This is a genomic window from Inquilinus ginsengisoli, assembly GCF_050434925.1.
GTDB lineage: Bacteria > Pseudomonadota > Alphaproteobacteria > DSM-16000 > Inquilinaceae > Inquilinus > Inquilinus ginsengisoli_B.
This window is the reverse complement of sequence record NZ_JBNDJK010000001.1, coordinates 8337528-8356925: the sequence shown is the minus strand read 5'-3', so window position 1 is coordinate 8356925 and position 19398 is coordinate 8337528. Positions and strand designations below refer to the sequence as shown.

The window sequence follows — 19398 nt, the reverse complement described above, 5'->3', positions numbered from 1 at the left end:
TGCTCCGAGCTTGGGTTTGACATCTATCCGGCTGAAAATTACATGTCAACTAACATGTGGACGAAGCGGTGTGGTTCGGCCGGGGCGGCGAAGATGCCCAGAAGCTTCGCTGCAGTGCCATTTTCCGGGACGGTCGGGCTTTGAGCTTCCCGGCATAACGTGTAACCTCACTTGCAAACAATCAGGCCCGCAGGCGGCAAAGGGTTCCGGTGTCTCAACGTCCAAGACTGAGCGATATCCTCTATGGCGACATGCTGGGGCGCATCCAGCGCGGCCAGTTTCCGGGAGATGGCAAGTTGCCCTCCGAGAAGGAGCTGAGCCAGAGCTTCGGCGTGTCCCGGCCGATCGTGCGCGAGGCTCTGCGCCGCCTGCGCGAGGAGGGGCTGATCCAATCCCGCCAGGGCGCGGGCAGCTTCGTCGTCGGCGTGGCCGAGCCGCAGCCGCCGCGGCTGGCGAATGGCGGCCAGGGCATCCAGACGATCTCGGATGTGCGGCGCATCTACGAGTTCCGGATCGCGCTGGAGGGCGAGGTCGCCTATGCCGCCGCGCTGAACCGCAACGAGGCGCTGCTGGCCGCGGTGAAGGGCGAGCTCGACGCCATTGACCAGGCGATCCGCACCGGCAAGATCGGCGTGCAGCAGGACAGCGACTTCCACACCGCCATCGCCCGGGCGACGCAGAACCAGTATTTCGAGGCGGCGCTGGCCGCGGTGCGGCCGCATCTCGACTACGTCATCGACCTGGCGCGCAGCTTCTCCGTGCTGCATTCGGCCGGGCATCTGGCGATGGTCCAGCGCGAGCATGCGGCGGTGTACGAGGCGATCCGCGACGGCGACGCGATCAAGGCGCGCGAGGCGATGCAGGCCCATATCCGCAATGCGCAGGAGCGGGTGTTCGACGGCATCCATCTGTAGCGTCCGGCAGCAGGCCGGCGACCGGATTGCTTGACAAGCGGCGATCCGGCAGGGGCCGTTCGGCGGTGGTTGTCAGGCAGGCCGGCGAGGTGGTCTGAAAAATTGTATATTTAAATCAACTTATTGATAGATGGCCGCCCAACGCGCTGCGGCCGGGTTGTGCAAAAAAGCATAAGTTGACAAGTTGAACGGTGACAACGCAGAGTCGTGGCAGGGCGGTCCCTAGCCGCCAGTAGCCGTCCTGCGGGGCGGGCCCGACCGGCAGGGAGGCCGGCCGCCGCCCGGGCCCGCGCCGGGAGAGCCTGCGCGAGTGAACGACACGGCCAGCCATCTGCAAGCCCTGGGGGCGGTGCTCGGAGAGCGCGGCCTGCTCGCGGCGCCCGACGACCTCTCCGCCTATGAGACCGGCGCCCGCTACGACCGCGGCCGAGCCGCCTTCGTCGCCCGCCCGGCAACGACGGCCGAGGCCTCCGCCGTCGTTGCCCATTGCGTGCGCCACGGCATCCGGCTGGTGCCGCAGGGCGGCAACACCGGCCTCGTCGCCGGCTCGACGCCGGACCCCGGCGGGGCGCAGGGCGTGCTCAGCCTCGACCGGCTCGCGGCGCCGTTCGACATCGACCCGGCCAACCGCAGCGCCACCGTCGGCGCCGGCCTGCGCCTGTCCGCCCTCAACCAGGGGCTGGCGCCGCACGGCCTGGTCCTGCCGATCGACCTCGGCGCCGACCCGATGGTCGGCGGCATGGTGGCGACCAACACCGGCGGGGCGCGCTTCATCCGCTATGGCGACATGCGCCGGCATGTGCTGGGGCTCGAGGTGGTGCTGCCCGACGCGCAGGGCACCGTGCTCGACCTGATGCGGCCGCTGCGCAAGAACAACACCGGGCTCGACCTCAAGCAGCTGTTCATCGGCACCGGCGGCGCCTATGGCCTGGTCACCCGCGCGGTGCTGGAACTGCGGCGCCTGCCGCAGCAATCGGCCACCGCCATCCTGGTGCCGCGCGACGACGATGCGGTGATGACGCTGCTGACCGCGTTCGAGGAGCGGGTCGGCGACCATCTGGCGGCGTTCGAGGGGATTTCGGGCGCGGCGGTCGGGCTGGCGCTGAAGCATCATGAGCGGCTGCGCAACCCGTTCGCGCCGAATTCGCCGCCGCCCTTTTGCATCCTGGTCGAGATCGAGCGCTCCTGGGCGCCGCGGGAGCAGGAGCCGTCGATCGATGCCCTGATGGAGCAGGTGCTGGCGGAGATTTGGGACCTGCCTGGCAGCCCGCTCGCCGACGCCATGCCGGGCCGCGGGTCCGAGTTCTGGGCCCTGCGGCACGTGCTGAGCGAGAGCCTGGCGGCGGAGGGCCGTGTGGTGGCCTTCGACCTCGGCTTCGCCCGCGCCGACGTGATGCCGTTCCGCCGGGCGATGACCGAGATGCTGGCGCAGCGGCACCCGGAGGCGCGGATCTGCGATTTCGGCCATGTCGGCGATGGCGGCGTGCATTTCAACCTGGTGCTGCCGCGCGACTCCGCCCTGGCGCGCGACCCGGCGCCGCTGCGCGAGCTGGTGTTCGGCGAGGCGGCCGGGCGCTTCGGCGGCAGCTTCAGCGCCGAGCACGGCATCGGCCGGGTCAACCTGGCCTTCTATGAGCGCTTCGTCGCCGACCATGAGCGCGGCCTTGCCGGGGCGATCCAGGATCTGGTCGCTCCGGGCGGCCTGGGCGCGGTGGACTTCCGCGCCGCAGCCTCGTCGAAGCGCCCGTTGGCTAGCCGTCGGCCCGGTATGCGGTGATGATCCATGCCCGCGAGTCGAAAAGCACACCGTCCTCAGTCAGGTGCGCTTCGAGCAGATCGCGCAACCGCCGGAGCACCGCGTCAGCCTCCGGACCCGCCCGGGCCAGCGGCTCCTTGACCATGTACAAGCCCGTCAAGGCCTCATAGGCCGAGTCGACGTCCGGACCATAGAAAACGGGTTCATGCACCTCGGCAAAATCGACCGAGCCGAAGCCGGAAGCATTCAAGATTTCGGTCGTGATGGCAGGGTCACTGAGAGAAAACGCGGGGGCAGTTGTCGCCGACATGGCAGTCCCCGGTGCAAGTGCCTGCTGAATGGCAGTCGACCACTCGTTGCGGCTTTGGCTCTGCCATACCATCCACACCAGGCGCGCCCCAGGCCGCATCGCCCGGCCTATATTGGCGAAGGCCGCTGCCGGATCGGCAAAGAACATCGCTCCAAATCGGCTGATGCAGAGATCGAAACCGGCAGAGGGAAATACCTGCCGCTGCGCGTCGCCCTGCTCGAAAACGACGTTCCGCAATCCCTCTTCTGCGCTGCGCCGGCGGGCGACATCGAGCATCTGCGCCGACACGTCCACGCCAAGCACGCGGCCTTCCACCGCGGTTCGGGCAGCATCGCGAGCGGATTGTCCCGCACCGCATCCGATATCGAGCACGCGATCGCGCCTTCCAGCCTTGACGGCAGATCGGAAGATCTCGTTGTGCCGACGCAGTTCGGCGTCATAAAAGTCGGCGCAATTCAACACCATTTCCCACCTATCCTGGCCAGCGAGTTCTTGGCATGACTTTCTGCGTCCCGAGCGTGTGATACTATATCTTCGCCGGACGTCGGTCACTGGTCGCTTCGGCCGCCTCTATCCGGGCCCTTCGTCAGCATTTGCAGCACCAAAATTTCACTCTTGGGCGCGCCCATGACGACGTGCTCGCCCTGGGCCCGGGCGTCGGCGGCGTTGCAGGAGCCGCGGAACGAGCGCGTGAGGCGCTTCCTGGCGAGCCGCGCGGCAAGCTTGACGCCCAGGCCTTTCACTCCAGCGCAAAGGCCTCGTGGACGGCCGATTGCAGCGATCCGCCGAGCACGGCGCCGCCGCCCGCCACATAGATCCGGTCGCCCAGCACGGTCGCGCCGACGGCATGGCGCGGGGTCAGCATCGGCGCGTGCTGCTGCCAGGAATCGGTCCTCGGGTCGTAGCTCTCGGTCTGCCCGAACACCTTGGCCTGCCGCGGCACGCCCTGCTCGAGGACGCCGCCCTCGCCGCCCATGGCGAACAGGCGGCCGCGATAGACCACGAGCCCGTGCCCGGACCGGGCCGTGGGGATCGGTGAGCGCTCCTCCCAAGTGTCGCGCTCGGGCAGGTACGCGTGGTGCAGATCGGTGTTGTACTCGAAGGTGTTGAAGCGCCCGCCGATGATGTGGATCACGCCCTCATAGGCCACGCAGCCGACGTGGTCGCGCGCGCCCGGCAGGGCCTTGCGCATCTCCCACCGGTCCGACTGCGGATCGTAGACTTCGTGCCAGCCGACGCTCGCCCGCTCCGCCACGGGTGCCGCGGCCCCGCCGATCAGATGGACCTTGCCGTCCAGCACCACGGCCGCGGCGGCGCCGCGGGCGCGGGGCAGGGGGGCGATGGCGCTCCACCGGTCCGCGGCAACGTCATAGGCATAGGCGTTGGTGTCCGGATCGCGGTTCTGCTGGATGAAGCCGCCGAAGGCATAGACCCGGCCGGCATCGGCCGTGACCGCCACATGGTTGGCGCCGCGCGGCAGCGGGGCCGCGTCGAACCACCGGTCCGCACCGGGATCGTAGACATGGTGATAGGCGCGGTCGACGCGGCCTTCGCCATAGCCGCCGACGATGTGCATGCGGTCCGACCAGGCCGTCGCCCAGGCCATTTCGCTGCGCGGGATCGGCAGCGGCGCGCGAGCGATCCAGCGGCCTTGCGGTCCCTTTGGCGCCGGGCTGTCGAACACGCGCTGGGCCTCCTGCGCGGGTTCGAGATGGTGCACGAAGTCTCCGCCCTTCAGGCGGGAATAGGGCGCGGGCGAGGGCGGTGCGTCCTTCAGCGGCGGCAGGTGATCGGCGTGCTGGGCGAGCGCTTCGGTTCCGAAGGCGGCCGTGGCAGCTCCCGTCGCGAGAAAGGTCCGGCGATCCATCAGGGGCCTCCCGCAGTGGTCGTGGAGATCTTGATGATACGGGGCGGGGCCATCCGTGCAAGCATCCGCCTTCTTCGGCGCGCTGCATTCAGAATTGCATTTTGGGCTCTATAGTGCAAATTTGGAGTGCCGAAGTCGGGAGATCCTTGCGTGACCGTGATGACTGCATCCGCATCGCTGACTTCGGGCGGTCGCCGATACCACATCGTCGATCTGCGGGATGCGGCCGGCGCCGATCTCGGCCGGCTGCCCACCATCCATCGCATCCTGCTGGAGAACGTGCTGCGCAATGCGGGCGAGGACGCGCCGCGCGCGGCGGCGGCGATCCTCGCCTGGCTCGGCACCGGGCGGGGCGAAGAGGAGATCCCGTTCCTGCCCGGCCGCGTGCTGATGCACGACACCACCTGCGGCCCGGCGCTGGTCGACATCGCCGGGATGCGCGCGGCTCTCGCCGAGGCCGGCGGCGACCCGCGCCGGTTGAACCCGGTCCTGCCGGTCGACGTCTCGACCGACCATTCCCTCGCCGTCGATGTCTTCGGCACGCCGGACGCGATGCGGCGGAACATGGAGTGCGAGCTCGGCCGCAACGCCGAGCGCTACCGCTTCATGAAATGGGCGACCAACGCGCTGTCCGGCGTCCGTGTGCACCCGCCCGGCACCGGCATCATGCACACGCTGAACCTGGAGCGGCTGGCGACGGTGGTCGGCACCGCCGAGCGCGACGGCGTCGCCTGGGCCGTGCCGGACACCCTGATCGGCACCGACAGCCACACGCCGATGATCAACGGCATCGGCGTGCTGGCCTGGGGCGTCGGCGGGCTGGAGGCCGAAAGCGTGTGCTTCGGCATGCCCGTGATGATGCGCGTGCCCGAAATCGTCGGCGTCCGGCTGACCGGCCGCCTGAGGCCGGGCGTGCTGGCGACGGACCTGGCGCTGACCGTCACCGAGCGGCTGCGGCGGATCGACCTCGCCGACCGCTTCGTCGAGTTCTTCGGCCCCGGCGTCGCCACCCTGTCGGCCGGCGACCGCGCCGTGGTCGCCAACATGGCGCCGGAGTTCGGCGGCAACTCCGGTTATTTTCCGATCGATGCGCAGACGCTGCGCTATCTGCGCGGCACCGGGCGGACGGCGGCGCAGGTCCAGCTGGTCGAGGACTATGCCCGCCGCCAGGGTCTCTGGTTCGACCCGGCGGCGACGCCGCGCTACAGCGAGACGGTCGAGTTCGACCTCGGCGAGGTCAAGGTCAGCCTGGCCGGCCCGCGCCGGCCGCAGGACCGGATCTCGGCCGGAGCCACCGTCGCCGCCCTGGCGCCGATGCTGCCGGCCCCGCCCGCCGCCCCGATGGCCGGGGAACCGGGCGACGGGGCCGTGGCGATCGCCGCGATCACCAGCTGCACCAACACCTCGGATCCGCGCCTCCTCGTCGCCGCCGGGCTGCTGGCGCGCAAGGCACGGCGCCTCGGCCTGGCGCCGCCGGCCTGGGTGAAGACCTCGTTGGCGCCGGGATCGCCGACGGCCGAGCGCATGCTGCGCCGCGCCGGCCTGCTGGAGGATCTCGAAGCCGTCGGCTTCGGCATCGTCGGCTATGGCTGCACCACCTGCATCGGCAATTCCGGGCCGATGACGCCGGCGATCGAGCGGGCGATGGCAGGGCGCGGCATCCTTCCGGTCGCGGTCCTCTCCGGCAACCGCAACTTCCCGGGCCGGGTGCATCCGCAGCTCGAGGCCGGCTTCCTGGCCTCGCCGCCGCTGGTCGTCGCCTTCGCCCTGGCCGGCGACGTGAACCGCGACATCCTCGCCGGCCCGATCGGCCGGTCGGCCGCCGGCGCCGAGATCCGGCTCGCCGATCTGTGGCCGACGGGGGCGGAGATCGACGCGGCGCTGGCCGCCGCCGTCGACCCCGCCGACTACGCCACAGCCTACGACCGGGCCGAGGCGAGCGCGGACTGGGCGCGGCTCGACGCCCCGGAATCGCCGCTGTTCCCCTGGGACGAGGCCTCGACCTATATCCGCCGGCCGCCCTTCGCCGGCTTCGGCGCGGGCACCCGGCTGGGCGCCTATCGGGCGCATCCCCTGATCGTGCTCGGCGACGACATCACCACCGACCACATCTCGCCGGCCGGGCAGATCCCGGCGGACAGCGAGGCGGCGGAGCATCTGGCCGCGCATGGCGAGGACCGGCGCGACCTCAACGTCTTCGCCGCGCGCCGCGGCAATTGGCAGATGATGCTGCGCGGCCTGTTCACCAACCGCAGTGTCCGCAACCTGCTGGCGCCGGGGATCGCCCCCGGCTCGACCATTCATGCCGGGTCGGGCGAGGCGCTGCCGCTGTGGCGCGCCGCCGAGCGCTACGAGCGCGACGGCGAGGCCGTGGTCATCGTCGGCGGCGAGCGCTACGGCATGGGATCGTCGCGGGACTGGGCGGCCAAGGGCGCGGCGCTGCTCGGAATCCGCGCGGTGCTGGCACTCGGCTTCGAGCGCATCCACCGCTCCAACCTGATCGGCATGGGCGTGCTGCCGCTGCGGCTTGCCCGGCATCCGGCGGAGCTGGAACTGGCGCCCGGCGACCGGCTGGCGATCGCGGCCGATCCGGACCGGCTGGCGCCGCGGGCCGAGGTCGCGGTGACGCTGCATCGCGCCGCGGGCGGGACCGAGGCGCTGCCGGCCACCGCCGCCATCGAGACCACGCTGGAGATCGAGATCCTGCGCGCCGGCGGGATCATTCCCCTGATCCTGCGTCGGGCCATGGCATCGGACGGCTGAACCGCGGCCCGGCGGACGGTCAGAGGAAGCTGTTGGCGATCAGCTCCCGCGTGTAGGGCGCGGCAACGGTGCGGGCGCGCAACGCATCGGAGGACAGCTCCTCGATGCAGGCACCGTCCTTCATCACCAGCACCCGGTCGCACATCTGGCCGACCACGGCGAGGTCGTGGCTGACGAAGACATAGGTCAGCCGGTGTTCCTCGCGCAGGGCCATCAGCAGGTTCAGGATCTCGGCCTGGATCGACACGTCGAGGGCCGAGGTCGGCTCGTCCAGCAGCACGATCGACGGCTGCAGGGCCAGAGCCCGGGCGATGGCAACGCGCTGCCGCTGGCCGCCCGACAGCTCATGCGGATAGCGGTCGGCGAAGCGCGCCGGCAGGCCCACCCGTGCCAAAGCGCCGGGCACATGGTCCCACGGGTCCGGCAGGCCCATGGCGATCAGCGGCTCGGCCAAGGCGCGGCCGATGCGGTGCCGCGGATGCAGCGACCCGTAGGGGTCCTGGAACACCATCTGCACCCGGCTCAGCTCGTCGCGGCTGCGCGTCGGGCCGACCGGCTTGCCGGCCAGCTCGATCCGACCGGTCCAGCGCTGCTCCAGCCCGGCCAGGGAGCGCAGCACGGTCGACTTGCCGCAGCCGGATTCGCCGACGATGCCCAACGCGCCGCCGGGCTCGACCGCGAAGGACACGCTCTTCACCGCATGCGCGCTGCCGCGGCGGGACTGGAAGCGCACATCGAGATCCGCAACCCGGACCATCGTCTCTCCGGGGCTCATCGGGCAGTCTCCTCGAGAGCGGCGAGGCGGGCCCGGTCGATCACCGGCAGCCGGTGCGGCCGCGGGCCGTCGAAGCCGGGCATCGAGGCGATCAGGCCCCGGGTATAGGGATGCGCCGCCTCGTCGAGCGAGCGCAGCTCCTCGACCACCCGGCCGGCATACATGACGAGGATGCGGTCGCAGAAGCGCGCGACCATGCGGATGTCGTGGCTGATCAGGATCAGGCCGGAGCCGTTCTCCCGCACCAGCCCGTCCAGCAGGGTCAGCACGTCCTGGCGCACGCTGACGTCGAGCGCCGAGGTCGGCTCGTCGGCGATCACCAGCTTCGGCTTGTTCAGCAGCATCATCGCGATCATGGCGCGCTGGCCCATGCCGCCGGAGATCTCGTGCGGGTACAGCGCCATGGTCCGCTCCGGATCGCGGATCCGGACATGGCCCAGCATCTCCAGCGCCGCCTTGCGCGCCGCCCGGCCGCCCAGCTTCAGATGCACCCGCGCCGATTCCGCGATCTGCGCCCCGATCGGCTTCACCGGGTTCAGCGAATAGCGCGGGTCCTGCAGGATCAGGGCCATGTCGCGGCCGCGGATCCGGGTCATCTCGCGCTCGCGCAGGGCCAGCAGGTCGCGGCCCATGAAGCGCAGCGCGTCGGCCTGCACCTGCGCGCCCTTCGGCTGCAGCCGCATGATGGCACGCCCGGCGGTCGACTTGCCCGAGCCGGATTCGCCGACGATCCCCAGCCGCTCGCGGCCCAGCGCGAAGCTGACGTCGCGGACCGCCCGGACGGCATAGGCGCCGTGGCCGAAGGTCACCGACAGGTTCTCCACCTGAAGCATGGGGACGTCACCGGGCATGGCGGGGATCCAGCACGTCGCGCAGCGCATCGCCCAGCAGGTTGAAGGCCAGGCTGGTCGCCAGGATCGCCAGGCCGGGCATCACCGAGACCCACCAGGCGTCGAGCATGAATTTGCGGCCGCTGGAGATCATCGCCCCCCATTCCGGCGCCGGCGGCTGGGCACCGAGGCCGAGGAAGCCGAGGCCCGCCGCGGTCAGGATCACCCCGGCCATCGACAAGGTCAGGCGCACGATCACCGACGGGATGCACATCGGCATGACATAGAGGCCGATCAGCCGCAGATGCGAGGCGCCGTACAGCCGCGCCGCGGCGATGTACTCGGCCTGCCGCACCACCAGCGTCTCGGCCCGCGCCAGCCGGGCGATCGACGGCCAGGCGGTCAGCGAGATGGCGACGATCGCGGTGCCCAGCCCGGCGCCCAGCGCCGCGGCGAAGGCCAGCGCCAGCACCAGAGAGGGGAAGGACAGGACGATGTCGGTGGCGCGCATCAGCACGGCGTCGACGCGCCCGCCGCAATAGCCGGCGACGACGCCGATCAAGAGGCCGATCGGGCCGATGATCAGCGTCACGGTGCCGACGATCTGCAACGTGATCCGGCTGCCCCAGACCAGCCGGCTGAAGATGTCGCGGCCCAGCTCGTCGGTGCCGGCGAGATGACCCCAGCCGGGCGGCTGCAGCACGTTGTTCAGGTTCTGCACGGCCGGGTCGTAGGGGGCGATCCAGGGTGCCAGCAGGGCGATCACGACCAGGACGCCGATGACGGCCAGCCCGGCCATGCCCAGCTTCTCGCGCCGGAAGCGGCGGATCTGGACGGACCACGCTCCGCCGGCGGCCGGTTCGGCCGCGATCGGCACGATCGGCTGCTCTGCCTGCATCGACATCAGCGGGCCTCCCGCGTGCGGGGGTCGAGCGCCAGATAGGCGGCGTCGGCGAGGACGTTGAGGATCATGAAGATCAGGCCGATAAGCAGGGTGCAGGCCAGGATGGCGTTCATGTCGCCGATCATCAGCGCGTTGGTCATGTACTGGCCGATGCCGGGCCAGGAGAACACGATCTCCACCAGCACCGCCCCCTCCAGCAGATGGCCGTAGGAGATCGCCAGGATGGTGACCAGCTGCACCGCGATGTTCGGCAGGATGTGGCCCCAGACCACGGCCGGCAGGCGCAGGCCCTTGGCCCGGGCGGCGATGATGTAGTCCTGGCCCAGCTGCTCCAGCGTGAAGCTGCGGGTCATGCGGACGATATAGGCCATCGCGGCATAGGCCAGGATGCAGGCCGGCAGGATCAGGTGGCTCAGCGCGTTCCAGAAGATCTCGTGCTCGCCGGCCAGCAGGCTGTCGATCAGGATGGCGCCGGTCCGCGGCTCGACGATGTCCTCGTAGAACACGTCGATCCGGCCCGGCCCGCCGACCCATTGCAGCCCGGCATAGAACACGATCAGCCCGACGATGCCGAACCAGAACACCGGCAGCGAATGGCCCAGCAGGGCCAGCACTCGGGCGATCTGGTCCAGCAGCGTGTCGCGGTACAGCGCCGCCAGCAGACCGAGCGGGACGCCGACGACGACGCTGAGGATGATGGCCAGCGTGGCCAGCTCCAGCGTCGCCGGGAAGGCGGCGGCCAGGTCCGACAGTACCGGGTTGCCGGTCAGCACCGCGGTGCCCAGGTCGCCCTGGGCCATGTTCTTCAGATAGACCCAGAACTGCTCGGGGATCGGCAGGTCCAGGCCCATCTTGGCCCGCATCGCCGCATAGGCCGCCGGGTCCGCCAGCTCGCCGACGATGGCGCCCACCGGATCGGACGGCATCAGCCGCCCGATCACGAAGGTGAGGCACAGCAGAACCAGCAGGCTGAGAGCCAGGCTGAAGACGCGGCGCAGCAGCTTGAGCGGCAGGTCGCGGGTCATGTCGTCTCCCATCCGCCGGTCCGCATCGCGGTCACTCGGCCTTCTTGCTGACGATATCCAGCCGGACGCCGCGGAAGCCCTGGCCGACGAAGTTCTCGACGTTGCCGGACACCACGACCGGCGAGAACCGCTCGAACATCGGCAGGATGGCCGGGCCGCTGGCCAGGAACAGCTTCTGGATCTCGGTGTACAGGGCCTCGCGCTTGGCGCGGTCCTCCTCGCCGCGGGCCTGCACCGTCAGCTTGGTCAGCTCCGGGATGTCCCAGGCCGACCGCCAGGTGAAGTAGCCGGAATTGCCTTCCGGGCTGTTGTCCGGATTGTAGGTGAAGTTCTGCAGCGACCCGATCGGGTCGGCCATGTTGCCGCCGCCGGTCAGCGGCATCAGCAGGTCGAAGTCCCGGGCGCGGTGGGAGGCGATGATCTGGCTGCCGTTGCCCTGCTCGATCGAAACCTTGATGCCGATCTGGGCCAGCGAGGCCTGGATCGCGGTGGCCAGGTCGACGCGCGGAGTCTCGGCGATCGTCTTCAGCACCAGCGGGAAGCCGTCCGGGAAGCCGGCCTTGGCCATCAGCTCCTTGGCCTTGGCGACGTCCAGCGTATAGCCGGGGTCGGGCAGGGCGGTCGGATAGTTCTCCGGCACCGGCACCTGGCGGACCCGGCCATAGGGGCCCATGATCGTCTTCTGCATGCCGGCATAGTCCAGGCCCCAGGCGATGGCGCGGCGGACATCCGGGTTGGCCAGGTACTGGTTCTGCGTGTTCATCGCCAGCACGTAGAAGCCGCCGGTCGGCACGCGCTGGGTGACGAAATCCGCCTTGCCGTCGAAGGCGGCGATGTCGGAGGCGGCGAGCGCGGTGGCGACGTCGATGTCGCCGCGTTCCAGCAGCAGGCGCTGCACCTGGCTTTCCGCGACGTGGCGCAGCACAACCCGCTTCATCGCCGGGGCGCCGCCCCAGAAGGCGTCGTTGCGGTCCATCAGGATGATCTCGTTCGGCGACCAGCGGCGCAGCACGTACGGGCCGGACCCGGCCGAGTTGGCACGCAGCCAGGCATTGCCGAAATCGTTGTTGGCCTCGTGCTTGGTGGCCTCGGCCTTGTCGATCACGGCGCCGTTGTTGCCCGACAGGGCGAACAGCACGAACTCGGCGATCGTGCCTTCCGGCAGCTTCAGGCGGAAGGTCTTCGGGTCGACCACCTCGAGGAAATCGTCGATGTTCTTTTCGTCATAGCCATAGGGCTTCCACAGCGACGCGGCGGCCTGGTTCAGCTTCAGCATGCGCCGCAGCGACCACGCCGCATCCTCGGCCGTGACCGGGTTGCCGGAAGCGAACTTCGCGTCGCGCAGATGGAAGACGATCGACCGTCCGTCGACCTCCCAGCTCTCGGCCAGCTGCGGCACCAGCTTGGTCGCGTCGTTCGGATCGGTCGAGACCAGGCGGTCGTAGATGTTGGAGGTGATGATCCAGGAACCGGATTCGGTGGCCTGGCCGGGGTCCAGCGACAGCACCTGCGCCAGCGACGCCCCGATCACCAGCTGGTCCGCCGGTGTCTTGGCTGCGGCGATGCCGCAGGCCGGCACCAGCGCGACCGCCAGGGCCAGCAGCCTTCTACCCCATTTTCCCATGGTCCGGGCCTCCCTAATTTTATATGATGTCTGTTGTCTGATGACTTATCACTGCCGATCTTGACTTCGCAAGGGTCAAAATGTGTGACTGCCGCGGACGGATGGGCGGAGGGCATGCCCCCACAAAGAAGCGAGCAGGAGGAGCGGTGCCGAACCCAATCGGAGTCGAAGCGGGGCCGCCACGGCGTCGCGAGAAGCTGGCCACCGCGGTCGCCGAGGCCCTGCGCAGCCGGATCGCCAACGGCGCGCTGCCGGTCGGCGCCAGGCTGCCGACCGAGCAGCGCCTGATCGACGAGTTCAACGTCAGCCGCACGGTGGTGCGCGAGGCGATAGCCGAGTTGCGGGCCAAGGGGCTGGTCGAGCCGCGCCAGGGCGTCGGCGTGTTCGTGACGACGGGAGCGGAGCCCGAGCCCGGCCTCCTGTCCGGAGACTTCACCCGGCTGTCGGAAGTGTTGGAATTGCTCGAGTTCCGCATGGGCGTGGAGATCGAGGCGGCGGGCCTGGCAGCGCTCCGACGGTCGTCGCGGCAGGAGGCCGAGATCCTGCTGGCGCATGACCGCATGATCGCCGCGGTCGATATCGGCGGCAGCGCCGTCGACGCCGATTTCGGGCTGCATCTGGCGGTCGCCGCGGCCACCAACAACCATTTCTACACCGACGTCCTGACCTATCTCGGCAAGCGCACCATCCCGCGCAGCCGGCTGGGCGAATCGGCCGAGGCGACGACCGGCTACCTGCGCAAGGTGATCGTCGAGCATGCCCGGATCATCGAGGCGATCGAGCGCCAGGACCCGGACGCCGCCCGCCTGGCGATGCGCCATCACCTGACTGAAAGCCAACGCCGCTACCGCGCCCTGGGCGGGCTGACGGGCGACGCCGAATCCTGACGGGCGAGGCCCGTTCCGGCTTGTCATCAGTCATATGATGTCATATTAGCTCAGCCAACAAAGCCGATGGCAGGGAGGGTGCGGGCATGTATCTCGGAACGCAGAACGGGGTTCGGGACGACGACGACTACCGGGTCATGGCCCAGCTCGGCGTCCGCCACCTCAACGACAACCCTCCCGGCAACCCGCATGACTGGTCGCTGGACGTGCTGCTGCGCCACCGCGAGAAGCTCGAGGGCTTCGGCCTGGTGCTCGACATGGTGCAGCTGCCGCTCGGCTCCCGCCCGATCGAGCAGTCGGACAGCCCCGACATCCTGTCGGCGGGCCCGGACCGCGACCGCCAGATCGACTCGATCTGCCGGCTGATCGAAAATCTGGCGCGGGCCGGCATCCCGGCCGCCAAGTACAACCTCAACATCATCGGCATCCCGCGCACGCCGGACGAGCCGGGGCGCGGCGGGTCGCTGAACGCCTCCTTCCGCTGGGACAAGGCCGACCACGACGCGCCGCCGACCGTGATCGGCACCCTGTCCGAGGACGAGAACTGGGAGCGCATCGACTATTTTCTCGAGCGCGTGATCCCGGTCGCCACGGCGAACAGGATCCGGCTGGCCTGCCATCCGCACGACCCCTACACCCCGCCCGGCTATCGCGGCGTCACCCGGGTGCTGGGCACGGTCGAGGGGCTGAAGAAGTTCGTGCTGATGCGCGAGAGCCCCTATCACGGCCTCAATTTCTGCCAGGGCTCGATCGGCGAGATGCTTGAGAACCCGGGGAAAGAGATCGACGACGTGATCCGCTGGTTCGGCAGCCGCGGCAAGATCTTCAACGTCCACTTCCGCAACATCCGCGGCGGCAAGCTCTCCTTCATGGAGACGTTCCCGGATGAGGGCGACATGGACATGTGGCGGTCGATGAAGCTCTACGCCGAGCTCGGCTACCCCTACATGGTGATGCCGGACCATGTGCCGACCATCAGCGGCCGCGACCCGGAAGGCGTCGCCTTCGCCTTCTGCTACGGCTACATCGCCGCCCAGCTCGAGACGCTGAGCCAGCTCTACCCGGGGTCCGTGACCCGCTGATCCGATCGAACGAGGCCTTCATGGATCCCCAGCAGCTCAAAGGGGCCCTGTCCGCAGGGCTCCTGTCCTTCCCCGTGACCCATTTCGACGCCGATTTCCGCTTCGACCGCGCCGGCTATGAGGCGCATGTCGGCTGGCTCGGCGGCTTCGAGGCCGCGGTCCTGTTCGCCGCCGGCGGCACCGGCGAGTTCTTCTCGCTGACCCCGGCCGAGGTGCCGCAGGTGGTGCGCGCGGCGAAGGACGCGGCGGGCTCCACGCCGATCGTCTCCGGCTGCGGCTACGGCACCCACACCGCGGTCGAGATCGCCCGGGCCGCCGAGGCTGCGGCGGCCGACGGCATCCTGCTGCTGCCGCCCTATCTGATGACGGCGGAGCAGGCGGGGCTGTACGCCCATGTGAAGGCGGTGTGCGACGCCGTCGGCATCGGCGTCATCGTCTACAACCGCGACAATGCGGTGCTGTCGGCCGACACCATCGCCCGGCTGTGCGATGCCTGCCCGAACCTGGTCGGCTTCAAGGACGGCCACGGCCAGGTCGACCTGGTGCTGGAGATCACCCGTCGGATGGGCGGCCGCCTGGCCTATATCGGCGGCATGCCGACGCATGAGGTGTTCGCGGCACCCTATTTCAGCGCCGGCGTCACCACCTATTCCTCGGCCGTGTTCAACTTCGTGCCGGAGCTGGCGCAGCGCTTCTACCGCGCCCTGCGCGGCGGCGACACGGCGACCACCGACGCCCTGCTGCGCGACTTCTACTACCCGCTGCTGGCGATCCGGAACCGCGGCAAGGGCTATGCCGTGTCGATCATCAAGGCCGGGCTGACCGTGCTTGGCCGCTCCGCCGGCCCGGTGCGCCCGCCGCTAACCGACCTGAAGCCGGAGGAGATGGTGCAGCTGCGCGGCCTGCTGGCCCAGCACGCGGAGGTCCTGGCGCCGGCCTAGGTCGGCTCGATCGCGACCCCGTCCTCCGTCATTCCGGTGATGACCCGCTCCACCGCTTCGACGCTGGTGTGCCTGGGGTCGATGTCGTCCGCCACCACCCGGCCCCGGCGCATCACCACGATGCGGTCGACCACCTGGAAGACGTGGTGGATGTTGTGGGCGATGAAGATGCAGGAATGTCCCGAATCCCGGGCGTTGCGGACGAAGCGCAGCACCCCTTGCGTCTCGGCCACGCCGAGGTTGTTGGTCGGCTCGTCGAGGATGATCAGGTCGCTGTCGAAATGCATGGCGCGGGCGATCGCCACGGCCTGGCGCTCGCCGCCGGACAGCGAGCCGATCGGCGTGTCGGGCGGGATGTCCTTGCTGATGCCGACCCGCTTCAGCAGGTCGCGCGCGACCGCGTCCATGGCGGCATGGTCCATGCGGTTCAGCAGGCGCGGGCCGCGGATCGGCTCGCGGCCGAGGAACAGGTTGCGGGCGATCGACAGCTGCGTCACCAGCGCCGAATCCTGGTAGATCGTCTCGATGCCGTGGGCGATGGCGTCGGTGGTGCTCCCGATCTCCACCTTGCGGCCGCGGATGAAGATGTCGCCGCTGGTGTACGGCACGGCGCCCGACAGGATCTTGATCAGCGTCGACTTGCCGGCGCCGTTGTCGCCGAGCAGGCCGACGATCTCGCTCTCGCGGACCGTCAGGCTGACGTCCTCCAGCGCCCGGACGCGGCCGTAATACTTGCTGATATGCGCCATGCGGATCAGGGGTTCGGCCATCGTTTCAGGTCCCTGCCTGGTGCCGGCGTTCGAGCCAGGAGTGCAGCGCCATCATCCCCAGGATGATCGCGCCGATGAAGATGTTGTAGGCGAGGCCGGGCACCCCGATCAGGACGATGCCGTTGCGCATCACCCGCAGGATGAAGATGCCGAGCACGGTGCCCAGGATGGTGCCGCGCCCGCCGCTCAGCGCCGTGCCGCCGATCACCACCATGGCGATGACCTCGAGCTCGTAGCCGGTGCCGCTGTTCGGGTTGGCGGCCGAGGTGCGGATCGAGCTGATCACCCCGGCCAAGGCGGCCATCATCGACGACAGCACGAACAGCGCGATCTTGGTGCGGCCGACGCGGACGCCGCGGGCCCGTGCCGCGCCCGGATTGCCGCCCGCGGCCTGGATCCAGTTGCCGGCCCTGGTCTGGTTCAGGACGTAGCCCATCGCCAGCGCGGCGGCGATGAACCAGAACAGCGACATGTAGACCCGGAAGCCGGCGATGAAGAAGTCGCCGGCCAGCAGCCAGGCCAGCCAGTTGCCGCCGGTGTTCCAGGTCCGCTGCGGGAAGCCGTCGGTGATGAACAGCGCCGTGCCGCGCACCACCAGCAGCATGCCGAGCGTGACCAGGAAGGACGGGATCTTCAGCCCGGTCACGAACCAGCCATTGACCAGCCCGATCAGGCCGGCGACGGCCAGGGCGGCGATGAAGCCGATCTCCAGCGGCGCCGTGCCGCTGTTGAACAGCGTCCACATCAGCACCGGGGCGAAGCCGAAGACCGAGCCGACCGAGAGGTCGAACTCGCCGGAGGTCATCAGCAGCGTCATCGCCAGCGCGATCAGGCCGAGCTCGACCGTGAAGGCCAGGGTGTTGCTGATGTTCTGGGGCGAGAGGAATTCGGGGTTGATCGCCCAGAAGGCGGCGAGCTCGACCACGAGCAGGACGAGGGGCCCGAATTCGGGCTTGGCCACCAGGCGGTGGACGATCGATCGATGTTCCAATTGGCGGTCCCGAGAAGGGGTCTGCGCGGCACTTGCGGCCGCGCAGACCGGTGGAGCCCTACTTGCCGGACAGGATCTTGTCGTAGACCGCCGCGGTGTCCTTCTCGTACAGCGCGCCGGTGATGACGTTGAAGCCGGGCGGGATGCCGCCGGACGCCATCGCCGCCAGCGACAGGGCGACATAGCTGGTCGCCTGCGGGTCCTGCCACTGCGCCGCGTTGACGTAGCCGGTCAGGACCTCCTGGGTCGTGTCGAGCGAATTGCCCCAGCCGACGACCGGGATCTCGCCCGGCTTGACGCCGACCTGATCGAACACGCGCTTGACGCTGCCGGTCACCAGGTCGCCCAGGCCGATGACGGCCTTGATCTTGGTCCGGTTGGCGGTCAGGTAGTCGACCATCCGGCTGATGATCTCAGCCTGGTCCAGCGTGGAGTCGGTGACCTCCCAGGTGATCCCGAGCGGCTTGAACACGCTGGCGATGCCTTCCTCCTCCTGCACGCCGTAGGTCGCGCCGGGGACCTCGACCGGCATCCAGACGAAGTCGCCGGACTTCACCAGGCCCTTGTCGACCAGGTACTGCGCCCAGTTCCGGCCGAAGGTGGTGTTGTCGCCGCCGACATAGGCATCGAAGGCGGCCTTGGGGTCGGGGGTGTTGAAGTTGATGATCGGGATGCCCGCGGCCTTGGCTTCCTTCACCACTTCGATCAGGCTGCCCGGGTCGGGGCTGGTGGTGACGATGCCGTCGGCCTTGGCCGCGATCGCGGCGCGCACCGCTTCCTGGTGCGACGGCACGTCGCCGTTGTGGAACGAGGTGTTCACCGTCTGGCCGGTGTCGGCGGCCCATTGCTTGGCGCCGGCCAGGAAATAGGTCCAGACCGGATCGGCCGGCGATCCGTGCGAGATCCAGTAGAAGGTCTTGGCCTGGGCCGCGGCCGGCGCGACCAGCGCCAGCAGCACGCCGCAGAGCAGCAGCGACAATCGCCTGAACATGCGTTTCCTCCCCTGTTATTGCCGCCTTCTCATGATCGATGGGCGGACGTGCATCGAGACTGACACAGCTGCAGGCGGTCCGGCGATGCGGATCGCCTGGCCTCAGCGCATCGCGGTGCCTTCCGGCTGCGTCTTCGCTTCGACGGTCTCGTCGCGCTCCGGGTCGAAGAAGGCGCGGTGGCCGGCGTCGAGAGTCAGGCCCAGCCCCTTGATCCGCTCGTCCGGCACCTTCTCCAGCTTGGTGTAGCCGGGATGGTGATGCGCCTTGTACGGGTCGTTCCAGGCGGCGTTGTAGCAGCACAGCATGACGTTGCGCGAATGCTCGGACTTGTTCTGCTCCGAGGCATGCAGCGTGTTGGCGTGGAAGAAGCAGACGTCGCCCGGCGCCATCTCCATGTAGTCGCGCGGCATCCGCTCCAGCGCCTGGTTCACCCGCTCCATGTCGGCGCCGGTCTGGCCGCCGACCCGGCCATGGTCGATCCGGCCCAGCTTGTGGCTGCCGCGGATCATCTGCAGGCAGCCATTCTCCTTGGTCGCCCGGTCGATCGCGATGGCGACCGACATCATGTCGGGGTACAGGCAGCCATTGTTGTACCAGTAGCCGTAATCCTGGTGCCAATCCCAGGCGCCGCCGGCGCGGGGCCGCTTCATCGTCAGCTTGGAATGGTAGTGGTAGACCTCGCCGCCCAGCAGCCGCTCGGCGCCGCCGACCATGCGCTCGCAGCGGGCAAAGGCGCCGAACAGGTCGTCGCCCGGGTGGTTCCACAAGGCCAGCTCGGTCGACCCGCCCAGGCTGTCCTTCAGTGCCACGACATGGCTGCGGATGCCCTCGTCCTGCGCGATCGCCTGCTGCAGCAGGCCGATCTCCTCGGCATCGAAGAAGCTGCGCTTGACGACGTAGCCGTCGCGCCAGAAGGCGGCGTGGTCGGCCTCGGTCAGTTGGGGAAAGGGCATGGTGTCCTCCTGGT

General features: G+C 69.3%; 18 protein-coding genes. 6 read left to right on the top strand and 12 right to left on the bottom strand.

Annotated features, from left to right (window positions below; all coding sequences use genetic code 11):
* Nucleotides 1–251: 251 nt before the first annotated feature.
* Together QFZ27_RS38925 and QFZ27_RS38920 are read left to right on the top strand one after the other, a co-directional pair.
* The gene (locus QFZ27_RS38925; RefSeq protein ID WP_429232532.1) at nucleotides 252–914 is read left to right on the top strand and encodes a FadR/GntR family transcriptional regulator; all 663 of its coding nucleotides are present in this window, start codon (nucleotides 252–254) and stop codon (nucleotides 912–914) included.
* 310 nt (nucleotides 915–1224) lie between these two features.
* A complete protein-coding gene (locus QFZ27_RS38920) occupies nucleotides 1225–2691 on the top strand; it encodes an FAD-binding oxidoreductase (protein WP_429232309.1) in 1467 nt (488 codons plus the stop codon).
* Here the strand turns inward: QFZ27_RS38920 and QFZ27_RS38915 are convergent.
* From QFZ27_RS38915 to QFZ27_RS38905, 3 genes are all read right to left on the bottom strand, one after another.
* Nucleotides 2666–3445, bottom strand: a complete 780-nt coding sequence (locus tag QFZ27_RS38915; RefSeq protein WP_429232308.1) for a class I SAM-dependent methyltransferase — start codon at nucleotides 3443–3445, stop codon at nucleotides 2666–2668. The two genes, QFZ27_RS38920 and QFZ27_RS38915, sit on opposite strands and share 26 nt — an antisense overlap.
* A gap of 83 nt (nucleotides 3446–3528) precedes the next feature.
* Nucleotides 3529–3723 (bottom strand): hypothetical protein, encoded by a 195-nt coding sequence (locus QFZ27_RS38910; RefSeq protein WP_429232307.1) that lies wholly within the window; start codon nucleotides 3721–3723, stop codon nucleotides 3529–3531.
* Nucleotides 3720–4847, bottom strand: coding sequence for a Kelch repeat-containing protein (locus QFZ27_RS38905; RefSeq protein ID WP_429232306.1), 1128 nt, complete (start codon nucleotides 4845–4847; stop codon nucleotides 3720–3722). The genes QFZ27_RS38910 and QFZ27_RS38905 overlap by 4 nt, the downstream gene beginning before the upstream one ends.
* 159 nt (nucleotides 4848–5006) lie before the next feature.
* Between QFZ27_RS38905 and QFZ27_RS38900 the strand changes: the two genes are divergently transcribed.
* Nucleotides 5007–7610: an aconitate hydratase AcnA gene (locus tag QFZ27_RS38900; protein WP_429232531.1), complete on the top strand. Its 2604-nt coding sequence runs from the start codon at nucleotides 5007–5009 to the stop codon at nucleotides 7608–7610.
* A gap of 19 nt (nucleotides 7611–7629) precedes the next feature.
* Here the strand turns inward: QFZ27_RS38900 and QFZ27_RS38895 are convergent, their stop codons facing one another.
* From QFZ27_RS38895 to QFZ27_RS38875, 5 genes are read right to left on the bottom strand one after another with little or no spacing between them, the layout of a single operon-like run.
* On the bottom strand, nucleotides 7630–8385 hold the full coding sequence (locus tag QFZ27_RS38895; RefSeq protein WP_429232305.1) for an ABC transporter ATP-binding protein: 756 nt from the start codon (nucleotides 8383–8385) through the stop codon (nucleotides 7630–7632).
* Nucleotides 8382–9236, bottom strand: a complete 855-nt coding sequence (locus QFZ27_RS38890) for an ABC transporter ATP-binding protein (RefSeq protein WP_429232304.1) — start codon at nucleotides 9234–9236, stop codon at nucleotides 8382–8384. The genes QFZ27_RS38895 and QFZ27_RS38890 overlap by 4 nt, the downstream gene beginning before the upstream one ends.
* A complete protein-coding gene (locus QFZ27_RS38885; protein WP_429232303.1) occupies nucleotides 9226–10119 on the bottom strand; it encodes an ABC transporter permease in 894 nt (297 codons plus the stop codon). The genes QFZ27_RS38890 and QFZ27_RS38885 overlap by 11 nt, the downstream gene beginning before the upstream one ends.
* Entirely contained in the window at nucleotides 10119–11144 is a 1026-nt protein-coding gene (locus QFZ27_RS38880; protein WP_429232302.1) for an ABC transporter permease, read from the bottom strand. The genes QFZ27_RS38885 and QFZ27_RS38880 overlap by 1 nt, the downstream gene beginning before the upstream one ends.
* A 31-nt stretch (nucleotides 11145–11175) precedes the next feature.
* Nucleotides 11176–12768: an ABC transporter substrate-binding protein gene (locus tag QFZ27_RS38875; RefSeq protein ID WP_429232301.1), complete on the bottom strand. Its 1593-nt coding sequence runs from the start codon at nucleotides 12766–12768 to the stop codon at nucleotides 11176–11178.
* A 146-nt stretch (nucleotides 12769–12914) separates the two neighbouring features.
* Here QFZ27_RS38875 and QFZ27_RS38870 point away from each other — a divergent pair, with 146 nt between their 5' ends.
* The 3 genes from QFZ27_RS38870 to kdgD all read left to right on the top strand — a co-directional run bounded on the left by QFZ27_RS38870 (nucleotide 12915) and on the right by kdgD (nucleotide 15678).
* Entirely contained in the window at nucleotides 12915–13655 is a 741-nt protein-coding gene (locus QFZ27_RS38870) for a FadR/GntR family transcriptional regulator (RefSeq protein ID WP_429232300.1), read from the top strand.
* An 86-nt stretch (nucleotides 13656–13741) separates the two neighbouring features.
* Nucleotides 13742–14737: a mannonate dehydratase gene (locus QFZ27_RS38865; protein WP_429232299.1), complete on the top strand. Its 996-nt coding sequence runs from the start codon at nucleotides 13742–13744 to the stop codon at nucleotides 14735–14737.
* Nucleotides 14738–14757: 20 nt separating this feature from the next.
* Nucleotides 14758–15678: a 5-dehydro-4-deoxyglucarate dehydratase gene (gene kdgD, locus QFZ27_RS38860; RefSeq protein ID WP_429232298.1), complete on the top strand. Its 921-nt coding sequence runs from the start codon at nucleotides 14758–14760 to the stop codon at nucleotides 15676–15678.
* Here kdgD and QFZ27_RS38855 read toward each other — a convergent pair.
* From QFZ27_RS38855 to QFZ27_RS38840, 4 genes are all read right to left on the bottom strand, one after another.
* Nucleotides 15675–16448: an ATP-binding cassette domain-containing protein gene (locus QFZ27_RS38855; protein ID WP_429232297.1), complete on the bottom strand. Its 774-nt coding sequence runs from the start codon at nucleotides 16446–16448 to the stop codon at nucleotides 15675–15677. The two genes, kdgD and QFZ27_RS38855, sit on opposite strands and share 4 nt — an antisense overlap.
* Before the next feature lie 4 nt (nucleotides 16449–16452).
* Nucleotides 16453–17439 carry an ABC transporter permease gene (locus QFZ27_RS38850; RefSeq protein WP_429232296.1) on the bottom strand — a complete coding sequence of 329 codons (987 nt, stop codon included), beginning with the start codon at nucleotides 17437–17439 and terminating at the stop codon, nucleotides 16453–16455.
* A gap of 58 nt (nucleotides 17440–17497) precedes the next feature.
* Nucleotides 17498–18430: a substrate-binding domain-containing protein gene (locus QFZ27_RS38845; RefSeq protein ID WP_429232295.1), complete on the bottom strand. Its 933-nt coding sequence runs from the start codon at nucleotides 18428–18430 to the stop codon at nucleotides 17498–17500.
* 102 nt (nucleotides 18431–18532) lie between these two features.
* Nucleotides 18533–19384, bottom strand: a complete 852-nt coding sequence (locus QFZ27_RS38840; protein WP_429232294.1) for a phytanoyl-CoA dioxygenase family protein — start codon at nucleotides 19382–19384, stop codon at nucleotides 18533–18535.
* Between the last annotated feature and the right edge of the window lie 14 nt (nucleotides 19385–19398).

What these genes read in the sequence shown, in the direction of transcription:
- QFZ27_RS38895 (WP_429232305.1), bottom strand. Translation starts at nt 8,385, where the DNA reads ATGAGCCCCGGAGAGACGATGGTCCGGGTTGCGGATCTCGATGTGCGC.
- QFZ27_RS38865 (WP_429232299.1), top strand. Translation starts at nt 13,742, where the DNA reads ATGTATCTCGGAACGCAGAACGGGGTTCGGGACGACGACGACTACCGG.
- kdgD (WP_429232298.1), top strand. Translation starts at nt 14,758, where the DNA reads ATGGATCCCCAGCAGCTCAAAGGGGCCCTGTCCGCAGGGCTCCTGTCC.
- QFZ27_RS38890 (WP_429232304.1), bottom strand. Translation starts at nt 9,236, where the DNA reads ATGCCCGGTGACGTCCCCATGCTTCAGGTGGAGAACCTGTCGGTGACC.
- QFZ27_RS38880 (WP_429232302.1), bottom strand. Translation starts at nt 11,144, where the DNA reads ATGACCCGCGACCTGCCGCTCAAGCTGCTGCGCCGCGTCTTCAGCCTG.
- QFZ27_RS38900 (WP_429232531.1), top strand. Translation starts at nt 5,007, where the DNA reads ATGACTGCATCCGCATCGCTGACTTCGGGCGGTCGCCGATACCACATC.
- QFZ27_RS38905 (WP_429232306.1), bottom strand. Translation starts at nt 4,847, where the DNA reads ATGGATCGCCGGACCTTTCTCGCGACGGGAGCTGCCACGGCCGCCTTC.
- QFZ27_RS38885 (WP_429232303.1), bottom strand. Translation starts at nt 10,119, where the DNA reads ATGTCGATGCAGGCAGAGCAGCCGATCGTGCCGATCGCGGCCGAACCG.
- QFZ27_RS38855 (WP_429232297.1), bottom strand. Translation starts at nt 16,448, where the DNA reads ATGGCCGAACCCCTGATCCGCATGGCGCATATCAGCAAGTATTACGGC.
- QFZ27_RS38925 (WP_429232532.1), top strand. Translation starts at nt 252, where the DNA reads ATGCTGGGGCGCATCCAGCGCGGCCAGTTTCCGGGAGATGGCAAGTTG.
- QFZ27_RS38875 (WP_429232301.1), bottom strand. Translation starts at nt 12,768, where the DNA reads ATGGGAAAATGGGGTAGAAGGCTGCTGGCCCTGGCGGTCGCGCTGGTG.
- QFZ27_RS38845 (WP_429232295.1), bottom strand. Translation starts at nt 18,430, where the DNA reads ATGTTCAGGCGATTGTCGCTGCTGCTCTGCGGCGTGCTGCTGGCGCTG.
- QFZ27_RS38915 (WP_429232308.1), bottom strand. Translation starts at nt 3,445, where the DNA reads ATGGTGTTGAATTGCGCCGACTTTTATGACGCCGAACTGCGTCGGCAC.
- QFZ27_RS38840 (WP_429232294.1), bottom strand. Translation starts at nt 19,384, where the DNA reads ATGCCCTTTCCCCAACTGACCGAGGCCGACCACGCCGCCTTCTGGCGC.